The sequence below is a fragment of the Novosphingobium sp. PhB165 genome (genome assembly GCF_004341845.1).
Taxonomy (GTDB): Bacteria; Pseudomonadota; Alphaproteobacteria; order Sphingomonadales; family Sphingomonadaceae; genus Novosphingobium.
Map to the genome: position 1 here is coordinate 1 of NZ_SLVB01000015.1, position 14,888 is coordinate 14,888.

At 58.9% G+C, this 14,888-nt stretch carries 7 protein-coding genes and 1 pseudogene; 6 read left to right on the forward strand and 2 right to left on the reverse strand.

Annotated features, from left to right (window positions below):
• Positions 1–3,397, reverse strand: a 3,397-nt coding sequence (locus tag EDF56_RS24335) for an MBG domain-containing protein (protein ID WP_165912370.1), incomplete at its 3' end; no start/stop codon positions are given.
• A 1,269-nt stretch (positions 3,398–4,666) separates the two neighbouring features.
• On the opposite strand from EDF56_RS24335, the gene EDF56_RS24340 reads away from it, so the two are divergent.
• The 6 genes and pseudogenes from EDF56_RS24340 to EDF56_RS24360 all read left to right on the forward strand — a co-directional run bounded on the left by EDF56_RS24340 (position 4,667) and on the right by EDF56_RS24360 (position 11,303).
• A complete protein-coding gene (locus EDF56_RS24340) occupies positions 4,667–5,239 on the forward strand; it encodes a sigma-70 family RNA polymerase sigma factor (protein ID WP_132392520.1) in 573 nt (190 codons plus the stop codon).
• A 204-nt stretch (positions 5,240–5,443) separates the two neighbouring features.
• Complete coding sequence (locus tag EDF56_RS24345) at positions 5,444–5,899, forward strand: AraC family transcriptional regulator (protein WP_243652833.1); 456 nt, start codon at positions 5,444–5,446, stop codon at positions 5,897–5,899.
• Positions 5,900–6,941: 1,042 nt separating this feature from the next.
• Positions 6,942–7,310 carry a hypothetical protein gene (locus EDF56_RS24350; RefSeq protein WP_132392522.1) on the forward strand — a complete coding sequence of 123 codons (369 nt, stop codon included), beginning with the start codon at positions 6,942–6,944 and terminating at the stop codon, positions 7,308–7,310.
• Between the two features lie 916 nt (positions 7,311–8,226).
• Positions 8,227–8,414: pseudogene (locus EDF56_RS26535) on the forward strand (IS3 family transposase); the annotation flags it as partial.
• A 930-nt stretch (positions 8,415–9,344) separates the two neighbouring features.
• On the forward strand, positions 9,345–9,848 hold the full coding sequence (locus tag EDF56_RS24355; protein ID WP_243652834.1) for a hypothetical protein: 504 nt from the start codon (positions 9,345–9,347) through the stop codon (positions 9,846–9,848).
• A gap of 60 nt (positions 9,849–9,908) precedes the next feature.
• On the forward strand, positions 9,909–11,303 hold the full coding sequence (locus tag EDF56_RS24360; protein WP_207905059.1) for an amidohydrolase family protein: 1,395 nt from the start codon (positions 9,909–9,911) through the stop codon (positions 11,301–11,303).
• A 1,402-nt stretch (positions 11,304–12,705) separates the two neighbouring features.
• Here EDF56_RS24360 and EDF56_RS24365 read toward each other — a convergent pair.
• Positions 12,706–13,356, reverse strand: coding sequence for a MarC family NAAT transporter (locus EDF56_RS24365; RefSeq protein WP_165912371.1), 651 nt, complete (start codon positions 13,354–13,356; stop codon positions 12,706–12,708).
• Positions 13,357–14,888 lie beyond the last annotated feature (1,532 nt).

A 14,888-nucleotide genomic window follows, 5' to 3' on the forward strand; every position in this document is an offset into this window, starting at 1 on the left:
GCCGGACGATGACGTAGTTGCCGGCGGCGGGACCGCTGATCGCGGCGCTGTCCACCGTGATGGCATAAGTCCCGACATTGGACAGTTCGGTGGCCGGTGTGGAGAGCGAGGCGACCATCGTGTTGGACACCTGATCGCCGTTCTTCCAGCCGGTCGTCGTCGCGGTGAGCGTAGGGTTGGCTTCGCCGAAGAGGCGGCTCTGGTTGTTGGCCGCAACCGTCAACTGCGCCGGATCGATCAACAGCGAACCATCGGCATAGGTGAGGATGTAGTTGCCCGCCGCCGCGCCGGTCAGCACGCCGTTGGACGGCGTGATCGCATAGGCGCCCACAGATGAGAGCACGTTGGCCGTCGTGGCGAAATCCACCGAACTCAGGTTTGTCCTGGTCTGATCGTTGTTGACGAATCCGGTGAGCGTGAAGTGGCTGTTCTGGCCGGCAGCAATCCAACCGGGATTGGTGTCGCCATAGACCCGGCTGTCGCTATCGGCGAGCAGGGTCAGCGGACGGGGTACGATCTCCAGATTACCGGGCGTGTAAGAGACGATGGTGTAGTTGGTGTTGGCTGCCAGCGAGCCGATATTGGTAGGGTAGTGGCCCACGTTTTCGCCCGCCGTCCGCCCCTGCGCCCCGCTGAGCACTGTGGCGGCGCTCTCCCCGTTCTTGAGGCCGGTGACGCCGAAAGTCAGTTCGGGATCGGCGTCTCCATAGGTCTTCAGGAAATTGTCCGAGACAATCGACAGCGGCGCGGGGATGACGGTCAGCGTGCCGTTGCTGAAATCGTACGTGTAGCGGTCATAGACGAACCCGGATGTCGGCGGCGGTGTCACCACCAGTGGATAGGCGCCCACCGGGGACGTCGGTGTCGCGCTGGTGGAGATTGTGGGGAGCGGCAGCTCATAGCCGCTGATCTGGCTGGCGACGTATTGATCGACGCCGAGGAAGGTTGGGCCGCTCCCCTGGAAGGAGAACGCCGGATTGGCATCGCCATATTCGCGCGAAACCGGGTTGGGGGTGCCGCTGAGCGAGGCCTGCCGGATCTGCACCGTGCCGGGCGTAGTCGTCGTGCGATAGAACTGGACTTGCGCGGCTTCGGCGAACTGGACACCGAAATCGGGCGCGAAGAACAAGCGGAGCGCGGCCGTCACGCTGCTGGTAGCCCCGCCGAGCGAGGCGATCAGGTTTTCGGAAATGCTCTGCTGGGGGTGATAGCCGATTTCCTCGGGATCCGTCCCGCCAACGCCGGAAAAGCCCTCAACGCCCCATGCGGCCGTGGTGTAGACGGGGTTGGTCCAGGTCACCACCGAACCGCCTGCCGCCGCGAGTGCGAAGCCGGCCGGGCGGTTGGCGGCAGTCGTTTCGGGCGCAACCGTGTAGGCGCTGCCGCCGATCGAATAAGTCAGCGAGCGCACACCGTAGTCGGAAGAATCGGTGAGCGACGGATCGGGCTGGTTGCTGTTCCCCGGCAGGGGTTGATAGGGCAAGGCGGAGAAGACCAGCGTGTCGAACGTCTGCCCGGCCTGCGCCCCAGTAAGCGCCAGATTTAGCACCTCGTCCACCGGCCCAGTTGGGGCGGTCGTCGAAGTGAACTCCTGCGTTTGCAACAGATCGGTGGTGGTCTGCTCCACGCCGCTCAGGGTCTGGAGCGTGAAGGGATCGACCACGATGCCGACCGGGCTGGTGTTGGAGGCATTGGTCTCGCGGAACAGGAACGTGCCGCTCCGCGCCGAACCGGCCAGGTTCAGCGTGAAATTGTCCCAACTGCCCAGACTTACCGTGCCGCCGATCGCGCCGATATTCTCGGCCAGGATCGCGCTGTTGTCGGCCTGGATGATGCTGCCGGTCGAGCGGGTCTGCATCCACAGCGTGCCGCTACCGGTGGCGATGATGGCCCGCCGGGTAAAGTCCGTCTCGGTCGATCCCACGGTGCCCAGCAGGATATTGCCTTCGGCACGCAAGGCCAGATTGCCGTTCTGCAACAGGATGGGCGCGTTGACGTGGATCTCGCTGTCAGGCCCGGTGGTAATCAGTTCCAGCCCGTTGGGCGATCCGGCCAGAGTGGTCGCGACAATCGGCGCATCGACGGTGATAAGGTTGTCAGCGACCAACTGCACGCTGTTCGACGCCAGCGCGGAAACGACCGTGGAGGCATTGATCGAGGAAAGCCCGACCGCGCCATTCGCCTCGTCCGGTGTGGAGGCGGAGCCGCCGCTGGCAACGATGGCAAGGCTGGTTGGATCGAGCAGCCATGCGCCCGTCCTGCCGAGCGCGCTATAAGTCGAGACCGAGGCATTGGCGCCGATGTCGAGCAGGCCCGAACTGGAGGTTTCGACAAGGCCGCCGGCGGCATTCTTGCCCGTGGCCCCAGCCAGCACCTGACCATCGAAATGAGTCGCCCCATCCGACCAGACGACGACCTTTCCGCCGCCCCCGACACCGGACGCATCGAGCAATGCCCCGGAAGCGACCGTTACGTCATGCGCATGGGCCAACGTTCCCTGCCCGCGATAGTCGCCGCCGACCAGGATCGTCCCGCCGGCTCCCTCACCATGAGCGTCGATGCGCGCGCCACCGGCAAGGTTTACCGATGTCCCGGTGATCGCCACTTGGCCGCCGCTTGCGCCGCCAATGCCGCTCGCATCGATGCGGCTGGCAGCGCCCAGTTGCACTTGTCCGCCGTCCGCCAGCAGGGACACTTTCCCGGCGCTTGTCCCAATGCTCCGCGCTTCCACCACGCCGTCGAGATTGATCGCAAGCGCCATCACGTCCCGCGCGGTCCGGGCGCTGAGCACCACGTTGCCGCCGTCCGCCGAAATGATCCCACTGTTGGCCACGAGCGCACCGGCCTCCGTGGCCTTATGAGTCACCGGATCGGTGATCGCCACCTGCACCATCCCGTCGCCGGTAAAGTCGATGGTCGCCGCCGATCCCGCACCCAGCGTGACCGAGCCGAGGCGGGCCTGAATCAGCCCGTCATTGGCGACGCTCCCGCCCAGCAGCGCAACGAAACCCCCATCCGCGACTTTTATCCGGCCCGAGTTGCGCACTTGCGCGGAGGAATCGCCGGAACCGTTCAGCACCAGCCGCCCGCTATCGAGAAAGCTCCGTTCGTCGACATTGAGCGTAGTGGCGACCAGCGAACCGACATCGATGCGGGCATTGCTGCCGAACACCACGCCGTTGCCGTTCTGGATGATGACGCGGCCATTGGCGCTGATGGCGCCGTCGATCGCACTCGCGGTGGCGGAATGGACGCGGTTGAGCGTGGCCGACTGCGCGTCAGGCTGCGCGAAGACGACCGATTCCTGCCTGGCGACATCGAAACTCGCCCAGTCCACCACGCCGCGCGGGGCCGATTGGGTAACGGTCGTCACCGTGCCGCTGCGGCTGACGGCCATGGTGGACGAATCGTAGACGGCCCCTGCGGGTCCTGCTGATGCGGCGTGGGCAGCGAGGCTGAAGCATCCTGCGAAAACCGAACACCCCAGGAAAAGCGCTTGGGGCAAGCGGATCGTGACCATCGTTGTACACCCTCGTTCGTTTTCGGCCGTACAAGGGCCGGACGAGAATCCGAGTCGTTTCCGAGCATTGGAGCATTGTCGTACGTTAGGTGCTTGAGCCACCGATAGAAATCGGTGAAAACCCTGACCTGCCTCAAGATAACAGGAGGTTAAACTACGGTATGCGACGAAGAATCGAAGTTCCGAGGTTTAGAAAACCGTTACGTATCCTCGGAGAAATGATTTTCACCTAGTGGGCTCGGAAGCGGTCAGGCATATTGCAGTTAAATCTGATGGATTCAACGGCAGCGATCTGGAAACTTCTTCGTAAAACGCTCGGGGACGCCGTGAGTACGGTTGGTGCCATGCAGCATGGAATCGCAGATAGTTCGTGCTCCCTAATTGTCTACGGCGTTAGCCGAGGGTTGTGAAATTCCCGCTGCTGAGAAAGGGACCGGCGGAGACGCGGCGTCTTCATATCGTGGTGAAGTTGAAGAAAATGCATTCGGATGAGAGCACGTGTGATATTTGTCACAGTTATGCCACAAAGTAGTCACCATATTTCTCGTGCGACCCAAGGGGCGGGCCTCACGCGAGATTCGCCTTTCTAACTGGCCCGGCGATCAGTTTTCCAACTCGATTGTCGGGCCATTTTTTTGGTGGTGGAACGATGGGCGCGTATTTGTAGCTAGCGGACAAAGAAAGAGGGGAAAGTCCCAAGGACTTCATCTCTTATACTTTTGTATGGTCGAATTGGCATTTTAGTCCCTTGCCACGACGGCCGCGGACGAGGAGATAACCGAATGATGACCAATCGGGAGTCAAGCTCGTCTCTTTGATTTGCAGGTGATGCAGATCAATTGAAATCCGACAAGAAAGCCATCAAATGACCAAGGGTATTATTGGTGTTTATCAAGGATTCTTGGAGCTGGAGAAGGCTTCCGGTAGTCGTTAGGCGCGCCATTGTCCGCAATTTAGCGTAATTGTGACAATTTTTTAACTCGGATGTGGTGTACAGGCGTCCCTCGTTTCGGCACTATTCTGAACGATAGCGGGCAGGGGAGACGGCTAGGAATTCCGGTTTTACCTCTCCTTCGAAGCATTCACTGGGCGGTGTGGCAGCTCTGCGGACCAGCAGGGGCAGAGCGTCTATGAGCTTGATGTCCAATGACCCGCGATAGGCTCGATCCAGGATCTGCGACCCGATCGGACTTTGCTGGTGCGCCGACACACGGCGAGGACACCCAAGCTGAGGCTCTCCAGCGCGCTTTTGTTGCCATTTACAAGGAATTGCTGGCGAGTCTGGAAGGACCGCTGGGATCGCGCGATGCCGCGCTCGACGCGCTTCAGGACGCCTCTTTGAAACTGGCGTCCGAACCGGAGATCGGTCCGGTACGAAACCCTTATGCGTACTTGCGCCGGATGGCGCTCAATCTGGGACGAAACAGACGCCGCGCCGTCGCCCGTTTTGTGCCCGTCGACAAGACCTGGCTCGATGCAATCGCCGACGAGGAGCCCGACCCGGAAAGAATTGCTGCGGCACGTGCAGATCTTGCGAGTACTGTGGCGGCCCTCGACGAACTGCCGGAGCGGCGGCGCCTCGTCTTCCTCGACAAGTGGATGCACGGTCTATCGCTCGACGAAATCGCCAGATCCCGGGGTATTCACAGGCGCACGGTTCAAAAGGAACTGGAGCGGACCGCCGCCTTCCTGCGGGCCCGCGCAGCGCAGTCTCCTTAGCTGGGCGGCGATCCCGTCATTTTTTTCTTTTGCAGGGGCGCAATTGCCATGGCCCGCGTGTCTTGAGGCGGGAATTACAGGGCTTCCTCCTTCGTTCTCGCGCTTTGCCGCGAACGATCGGTGGTGGCCGGAGCGGTTCGGGCCCAACCCATGCAGGGAAGCGGCCCGGGTCCTCGCAACCCACGGGAGGTCGCAGGTGGCGACATGGAACGCGTGAAGGCGGACCAATGCGGCGGCGCGAGCGGCGCGGCGCGGACACGTTCGATTGCGGCTGCGGTCGATGAGGACCTGAGAGTGGATGCAGATCCTGGCCCCCGCCGAAGAAAACTGGCGTCCTGGCAGGTCAAGGCCGCGATGAACCTGCTTCGCTCGCGGCTCGCCCATCCGGTGGCCATCGCCGAGGTCGCCGGCGTCTGCCGGCTCTCGCCAAGCCATTTCATCAAGGCATTTGCCGATACTGTCGGTGCTTCGCCCTACGCCTGGTTTATCGACCAGCGCATCGCACGTGCGGCTTGGCTGATGCGGACCAGCGATCTCCCCCTGGCCCAGATCGCTCTCGATTGCGGGTTTTCCGATCAAAGCCACCTGACAAGGGCTTTCGTCAAACGCATCGGTTTGACCCCGGCGCGTTGGCGGCACACGCGAACGCGCGGCCTCTGAGGACCTTACTGCTGCGGCCTTGCTTAAGGCATGCGTCGGCCGGGCGGATGAACAGCGATAGCGCGGGCAATCGACAGTTCTTGTAGGTTGCAGTGTTCGCAGTGGGCGATGCGGCAGGAAAAATTGCGGTGTTGCGGAAGAGACGGCTCGGCGTCGGCAAACGCTCGCCGCAATCGCCCTCTTTCCCTGTTGTACTCGCCGGGCGAAATGCGTCGCCAAGCGCCATCGGCGGGGCACGATGCTTCCTTGCGTGCCCTGCGAACGTCGTCATTCGGCAAGGGCGCTCTCGCTGATTGGCTAAGGTTTGGGTTGGTTGGCGGGTGTCTCTGTTCGTGGGAAGCGGCCGAGATGAAATGAATGGTTCGGCAGGGCTCGCGAATGAGGAATGAGCGGCGGGCCAGTAGAGTACGCATGCGAATGAGGTAATCGGGATGCCTGATGCCGCCAGGTTGAGGCAGGCGCAGGCAACCCGACGGCGGAGCAAACAGACTGAAACGGGAAAAGCACTATGCAGTGCGCAAGCCCTAGGACGGGTTGAGCGCAGTCGGGAAAAGGCGAGAAAGATAAAAAATGACTCGTTGATAGAAATAGGTAATACTGGGTCCGGCCCGCGTGTACTCTTGAATCATTCGCCGCTGGTGCGGCTCCTGCGAAAATGGAGGCAGCATGATACAGTTGGTTGCGCCGCCCCCGCGAGTCCGATCTGAACCGAGCAAGCGGTCCTTAGGGTTGCTTGCGTGCAACGGCCGATGACTTCGCGAAACTATACCTGCCGGGATTTTGCCGATGGTGTGGCAGGAGTTCTAGTGAGCCGGACAATGGGAAGCGCCGTCCAGGCTCATCTCGCGTTTCGGGCATTGAACTCACCCTTCATTTGGATTCTGGCGAGGACGTGGCAATCGCGCAAAATCGGCGAGCCTCGCTATTTTCGTGTTCGTGACAGGACATGGCTTTCCGGCACTTCCCAGAACACGCGCGTAACTCGGACAACAACAGTAGGATAGAGATCTATAAAGACCTTTCGAGGCGCAAGGATAGGAGCATGCAGATGACACTTAATGATCTAAAGATTGCTATGATCTGCCCTATGGCATTAAGTCTTGCAACGCTAGCGCCCGCCGCGATGGCGCAGCCGGCCACGCCGTCTTCATTGGACCGCGCAGTCCTTGCTCAACTGGACGCGCCCACGCGGGCAGACGTTGAGAAACGAGCTGTCCGGGGCAATACTGTGACAGGTGTCGTCGGAACCATATTATTGAATAACTATTACGCGGCCGGTGCCAGGAAGCCTGGTCAGGCGTTGACGGTGGTCGCCGTTGATTTCTCACGCGGCGCCGTCGTTTTCAGGCGCTCCGCGAACGTATTTGAAGTGCAGCGCTTCAACCCACACAATCTACAACTTCAACGATGAGCAAACTGGTAGAGACGGCCATTCGCGTGGCCGCCTCTACCTCGTCCTTCCGCTGCAGCCCAACGGCCAGCCGCGCATTGAGCGATCTCTACGTGGCGGGAATAATGTTGCAGATCCCCTGCGGATTACCTTTTCCCAAGTTTTCCAGAGAGCGACACAACACAGATCTGAAAGGAGCGTGGCGATGCCCAAAGCTTTATTTCTGACCGCAGCGGTGATTACCCTTTCGACGCTCTCGGCGTGCGCCGGCACCGACAGCGGGAATGCTTCCGCGCCTCGGCAACCACGGCAATGCTTTTGGGCGAACGACGTGCGTAATTTTCGGGTGGTAGATTCCACTACCGTCAACATTCGAGCCGGACGGGATATCTATCGTCTCGATCTGCTTGGCAGCTGTCCGGGAATGAACTGGAACAATCGATTGGGTTTGGTGACAACCGGGGGGTCGACGATTTGTGCCGGCTCGGGCCTTGGCACCACGATAGTTACTCGCGGATCCGCTGGCCGGGGACAGCAGCGCTGTCCAGTTCGGTCCATTACCGTGCTGACGCCTGAACAAGTTGCAGCGCTTCCAGCGCGCGAGCGGCCCTGAAGTAGGAATAGCCCGGTCTCTTCAAATTGCTTGAATTCCGAATTTTTGTAACGACTATAGGTCCCGCTTCTGAACCGCACCGAGATCGCCGGAGGCCCTAGCTCCCGAGAGAAGGGGTCTACGACGAAGGTTCGCCCGAGGTTTGCGAGCGGGCAATCCGGATGGCTGTGGATCATGAAGGTGATTATCCCGCCCGCTGGGCTGCGGTCACATCGTTGCTGAGAAGATCGGGTATTCCAAGGTTCGCTGTACCGTGGAGCGGCCGATGCGAGATCTTGACCTGGGTAATCCCTGGCAAGCCGGGTGCTTGCCAGGTTGCAGGCAAAGGCGGCACCGAGCACGCTCGATCAGGTCAATCGCCAGTTCCATGCTCCTGTGCCGAACCTGCTCTGGTTTCCTTTTACGTATGTCGCGAATGGGGCGGGGTCGTCTACGACGCCTTCGTGATCGACATGTATGTCCGTTTACGTTGTGGGTGGCACGTCAGCAGTACAGCGCACGCCAGCTTCGTGGCGATGCGCCGGAGGAGGCTATCACCGACCGACGGCCGCGTTCGCCGGGGCGGTGTGGTCCATCACGGCGACCGCGGATCGCAGGGGGGGCAGCCGGTCGTCGCACACCTGGTCGATACTGCAGGGTAAGGAACTGGTTGGAGACTTCTGCAGGCGTCTTCCATCCGAGCGTCATTCGCGGCCGGGTGTTCGTGGCGCGAGCAACTGGATCTCAGCCTATCGAGGTCCGGCTGAGTTCGTTGCCTATCGGGAAGTACTGACTGAGCAGGCCATTGGCGTTTCCGTTCGAATCACGCTGCCATGGGCTTTTGCTGATCGCACAAATGGAGTTTGAGCCCGCTATCGACCCGGAGCCATGCGTGCTGGGGCATCTCGGCCCGTGACCCCCGTGAACGACTGGCGGAGCTTCTTCAACATCTCGCGCATGGATTGGACGATGCCGTTGCGGACGGCTTTGGCTCCATAACCGGTTAGCGAAGGACTGTCCCTGATCTATTCCGCGCTGATACCCTCCTCTCGCGCAGCGTCCATTGTGGCAAGATGCGCTGCGCTACGCAGCGGCCGGCACCCTTCGGTAGTTGCGGGGATCTCGACTCAGGACGACAGCCGCGAGAGCCCCTTCACAAATGTTTCCGCGCGGCCGAGTGACCCATCGCCTGCGGATCTAAGGGGTGGTTGCATATGGGATCACGGCCCGTGTTACGACGCCCTCCGCGCATTTTGCGACCCCGCTGTCGGTATGGACTTCCGAGAATTCCGAGAGAATAAATTGCATATAATCGCTCTCTCAATATTGAGATCGGAATGTGCACGTCGCAATCGTATCGCGGGCTAAGTCATATAGGGATAATAAGATTTCTATTGATGCATAATATTAATCGGTTTACGCATCGGGAGGAGGCGTCCTTCCTATACAGGGGGAGATTTACCGTGAGTTTTTCTCTTCGCGCATTGAGCGGGCTTTGCCTGGTGGCGGGAGCAGCGTCGCTGACGGTGCCAGTAACGGTGTGCGCGCAGCAGACGTCCTCCACGTCCGCTCCGGACAGGCTATCGGAGATGTTCACTTGGTGGAACCAGGCGATGAAAACACCTGGCGGTTTTACCGAGGCTGCATTCGCGCGTTACTTCACGGCGGACGCACCTTTAATCATCAATGGCGGGGAAGTGATGCGTTCCCCAGCGGGCTGGGCCAAGCGCTTCCAGATGATCCAGGCTGCGACCGACGCTGTCGAAATCGTAATGCCCTTTCGCGACAGCTTCGAGGCTGGCGATCGGATTTACACATATCACATCATCCGCAGCCGAGCGGGGGGCAAAGTCTCGTGCATGCTTGCTGCCGGGCATGCGGATCTGAAGAACGGCCTCATCAGCAAAGTTGTCCTGGTGCGAGCCGAGATCGATCCGGCGTCGGACCCTGATTGCTGGAAGCAGTAACGCTGTGGGTCCAGCGGCCGGATCCCTTTTCCCCTCTCTGTTCGCTGCAGGAGAAATTGCATGAGCCGACGCTTGCCCTTGTGGCTGGGAACACTGATGGCCGCGGCGATTGGGCTCGGCGCGCCGCACGCGGCCGGTGCGCAGGACGCGCTGCAACCGGGCGGAGGCGGTCAGACCGCGATCGTCGCTGCCGGCTATGTCGATGTCGTCTCCGGCGAAGCGGTGCCTAATGCGGTCGTTCTGGTGCAGGACGGCCGGATCGCCGCGATCGGCCCGGCCGATAGAGTGGCGATCCCGGGCGGCGCCAAAAGAGTGGATTTGCCGGGAAAATGGCTCATTCCCGGATTGATGAACATGCATGTCCATCTCGGCCTAATTCTGCCCGGCATGCAGATGGCGGAACTTGCTGGCGAAAATGACGCCCAACTCGCCCTGCGCATGGCTGACAATGCATATCGCTCGCTACTAAGCGGGGTGACGACGATACGCCTCACGGGGGATCTACACCACGCGGATCTCGCGCTCGCTCAGGCAATTAACCGGGGGACCCAGCAGGGGCCGAGAATCATCTCCTCGGGTGAGATCGTCACGATCACCGGCGGGCATGGCACGGGCCTGGAACCGACCAACGATGGTCCCGACCAGATCCGCATGGCCACTCGCCGTGAAATTCGCGCAGGAGCCCAGTGGATAAAGATCGCAATCACCGGAGGCATCGGCACGCCGGGCGGCGGTGTGGCCCAGGGATTGATGACGCCAGACGAGATCCAGGCCGCAGTCGAAATTGCCAGCCGCAGCGGTGTGAAAGTCACGGCCCATTCCGGTTCCCCCAATGCGACGCGCGAGGCCGTGGACCTGGGCGTGAAATGCATAGAACACGGCTATTTTCTCGACCGGCCCGTGCTCAAGCTGATGCACGACCGCGGCGTGTGGCTGGTGCCGACTATGATCGTCAGTCAACCCGCCACTTTCGAATTCTTCAAGCGTATCGGCTCGCCAGATTGGTACATGGAACGCGTCCGGGAAGTGGGCAAGGAGCACTGGAAGGCTCTGCAGATGGCCATTCAGGAACATGTGAATATCGCTGTCGGAAGCGATCAGTTTCCTTTCGAGCCCAATGACGGGACCACCGCCACTATCCGTGAAGCTGAGTATTACCTAGAGGCAGGAATGACCCCGCTCCAAGCACTTCAGGCCGCGACTATCCAGCCAGCCCGGATGCTGGGGATGGAAAATCAAATCGGTTCCCTGACCGTCGGCAAGTTTGCCGATATAGTCGCTGTCGACGGAAATCCGCTGGAGAACTTCCACACGCTTCGCAGCCTTGCCTTCGTGATGAAAGGCGGGCGCGTCTACCGCAACGACTGGGATGCCAACAGCGTTACGCTCGCACCGCCTCCTCCGCGCACGCAAGAGGAACCGGCGCGGGCCTATGTAGACGATCCGTTGTTCTAATCAGCCATCTTCGCTGGGCCGAATACGTGGAACCGATCGGACCCTCACCTTGCGTGTCGCTCGAACCACCAATGGAAAGTGCTAACCCGATTTCCTAAAATGCAAACCTGCAGCCGCTTTGTCGCGGTTCTACAAGGAATGGTTAGGCGCCCCTTTCCTCAAACCTGATGGAATGTCAGTTAAAACGCTTGGGGACGGCGGATTGCTTTCCACAATTTGGGCTTCATCGAGAAGTAACCGGGGGGTTCCTGAGCTCAACTTCTCCAAAACGATTGGCCGAATTACCCAAATGGAGTATCTTCTGGTCCGCTGCCGTACCGACCGGGTGACTCACGACTGAGGTCGACGCAGTCTGGCGTTTGCGTTCCGCGCAAGGAGGGCCTTGATGCCTCGATACACAGTTGTCCCGGTAAATCCGGTCGACCTAGGCGCCGAAATCATTTCGGGGGATGCAGGTGTTGTGCTGGGCTTGGTCCATCGTCTTGGCTGCGGCGAGGTCGATGTACTTCGAAACAACTCCTATCTTTTTTCGGTCGAACTGAATGAGCATGGATTTTGGTCAATTTTCTCTAGATCCAAAAAAAAGAGATCGTCGGAGTGTTAACCCTTCCGCATTATTTATTGCCAAAGAATTATCCCGTCATCATAATAGAATACTACACCTGTCGCGAGACGTATTAGTTGTGTAATCTGTATATCGTTCCATATAGAAGCGGAATTATCAAGGCAAATGTTATAAATAATCATGAATATAACGATTCGTTGCCGTTTTCCGAAGAAATTGGATTGGGGAGAAATTTTATTCCGTCTACCGAAGATGCGGACATCAATTCGGGCCGCATACTACGACCTTTCATGCGAGCGTCGTGCTGGCTGGACGGGGTGAACTTCAATCACCGTGGTTCGAGGCGTCTGACGAGGAACGCAGCCATCAGGGCTCTTCCTCAATTGGCAAACCGACACGGCGAAGGGGCCGCCGGAGTGATTAGCGGCCCCCTCTTAGGTATGCTCGGCATCGGAGCGGCATTCTCTGCCGAGACCAGACCTCGCGGTCCCAAAGTCCAACACGGATGACGTCCGAAAGTTCCGATTTTTTCGATTTGCGGAAGGATGAGCGTTGCACTCAAGTCGCGGTCCACTGGCGGACCAGGTTTTTAGGCAAACTGGATAATTCACTGCAGTCGGCCAGCCGCCACAGTTTAAGTCCACGCATGTCTGATTGCTGCGGTGGCGGATACGTCTCGGTTGCTCACCTGATCATGGTCGGACCGTTAGGGCGGCGAGCCTGAGTTCTCACGCCTTTCCTCGCCTCATTTGCCCGTGCCAGTTATAATCATGTTCATGGTCATGTCATTTTACAAGTAAATCGTGAAAGCCGTACAAATTTTTGACGGTTGCGCAATTACCGGATGTGTATTCCGAAAAAGTAGGCGACGCCTGTGAGCAGGAACTGCACGCCGATGCAGACGAGCAGGAACCCGAAGATCCGCGTCATTGCGTCGAGGCCGTCATGACCCAAGAATTTTACCATCAAGCTTGCGCCGCGCAGTATCAGATACGTAATGCCAAGAGTCACCCCCATCGCAATAATGATCGCGGCGTAAATTTCTGGCCATTTCCGCGGATCCATTTCCTCGATTCGCCCCGCAGCACTGAGTACGACGGAGATCGATCCTGGTCCGGCCAAACTCGGCATCGCGATGGGCGTGAAGGCAATATTGCTGGTCTTGGCCTCGACGCCTGATGCCTCAGGCGCAGCCTCTGAAGTTGCGAACAACATTCGAAGACCTATGGTCGACACGATCAGCCCGCCGGCGACACGGATTCCAGCAACTGATATGCTGAAGAAATCGATGATCGCGGACCCCATAAGCAAAAATACGAGCAATATGCCAAATGCGTATGAGCACCCCAATAGGGCCTGGCGTTTGCGCTTTTGGTCGCTGAAGCCTGCGGTCAGCGAAACAAACAAAGGTGCCGTGCTAAATGGGTTCATGATAGGAAGCAGCGCGGCGATCGACAGGAAAACCGTCTCAAGGAAGCGGCCGGTCACTGACGCGGTCTCCATTGAGAGCAAATCGCCCTCTTCTTCCGAACATACCAAACCATGATTTCTCCCTGCTATCACAGAAGAATTCTCACAGGCGACCTGCGCTTCGCTGACACGGGGAGCGCAGGCATGCTGCAGTGCAAATACTGTAGAAAAAGAAACGAGCTTCGTACAGACCCGCAATCACCGGCGCCGACGCGAGCCGGGGTGATATTTATGTTCTGGTTAACCTCCCCAATCTGGCGTACGCAAATGGCTGCGCGTTGCGGAGAGGTCTTTCTGCAGAGACTGGGCATAAGAAGCCATTTTCAGTTTCGCCCGTTCCTCTAGCTTGGACGACAATTCTCCCAGTACCGTTCGATATTGGAGATTTCCTCGAGGTATGAGTCAATTTCAGCGCTTAAATCAAAGCCATACTGCCTATACCTCGTGTTTAACTGATTTAGGACCGTTTTCAGTTCCACCAAAGTTTCACCAGCTTCGAATGCGTGCGCCTGAAGGTGAGGTAACCCCGCGGCTCGGGTTAATTCTTCAAATAGGTTGAGAAGAGGGTTATCCGTCGAGCCTAATGGGATAGGAGCGTTTCCTGTCTGCATTTCGAACCCTCTACATCAAAATAGGTAGCGTCGAGAATCGGCTAGGCAATTATGCCTTAATTATAAGGTAGTTGGAAGCGGGCATCTTTCGACCATTTTGGTACCGGCGTCAGAAAAGTCGATTGCAGTCCCACGTTGTGCAGTGCGGCACTGGAAGTCAACGGGTCAGCAGATTGGACCAGCAATGCTCGGTTCGCCGACCAGCCTCAAAGCGACTGCCTTGCAGTTACTACCGCAGCGCCGAACACTCTGGCCCGCTTCGCAATTTCGCAGAGGTATTGAACTCGAACAACAGCGACATCTGAGGATCCAGACTTTTTGCTTGCGCCGCCGGGAACGAGCAATGCCTCGAACCCGTTTTGCAGATGTGAAAGTAGGCAGAGGTTATGTGTCATGACGGTTCCGAGAATTACTTACCCTCCTATCCGCGACAAGACACACCCCGAAATCGAGCGGCTTACCCCAAGCTACACCAGAATGGGAATGTGCGTGGGTTCGCGCTTAGTCCGAAGTGATGCGGCCGTGGACGCAAACCAATTTTCGCGGGTGCGCAAAATCGAGGATCGGCGCGGTGGTGCCTAAAAACTGGCCAGGATGCTTGACTGTCGAGGCTGGTCCCGAAGATTAGCAACGGGAAAGCCACACCCGTCGATACGCCCCTCGTATGCAGAAGGATCACGGGAAGGCTCGCCGCAGACGACTGTTACCTAGCTTGATCATTTCACCGGGCAGAATTCGGGCTAAAAAGCCCGTCCGCAAATGGGGAAATGAAGTCGGCTTCGCGCGTTTCACTGTAGGCGGCGCAGTCGAGCGTATCCACCTGTCAAATTCGGCGACTGCCCGCTGTGAATAAGCGCCGCAGCCCTCGTTGAGGAGCGAAACCATGCCATTTGGCCGGTTAATGCCGTATTCCCGTAAACGCGGAACAGGACGAGGCGG

Coding starts and splice junctions, on each gene's coding strand:
- EDF56_RS24340 (WP_132392520.1), top strand. CDS start 4,667: ATGACCCGCGATAGGCTCGATCCAGGATCTGCGACCCGATCGGACTTT.
- EDF56_RS24345 (WP_243652833.1), top strand. CDS start 5,444: ATGGAACGCGTGAAGGCGGACCAATGCGGCGGCGCGAGCGGCGCGGCG.
- EDF56_RS24350 (WP_132392522.1), top strand. CDS start 6,942: ATGCAGATGACACTTAATGATCTAAAGATTGCTATGATCTGCCCTATG.
- EDF56_RS24360 (WP_207905059.1), top strand. CDS start 9,909: ATGAGCCGACGCTTGCCCTTGTGGCTGGGAACACTGATGGCCGCGGCG.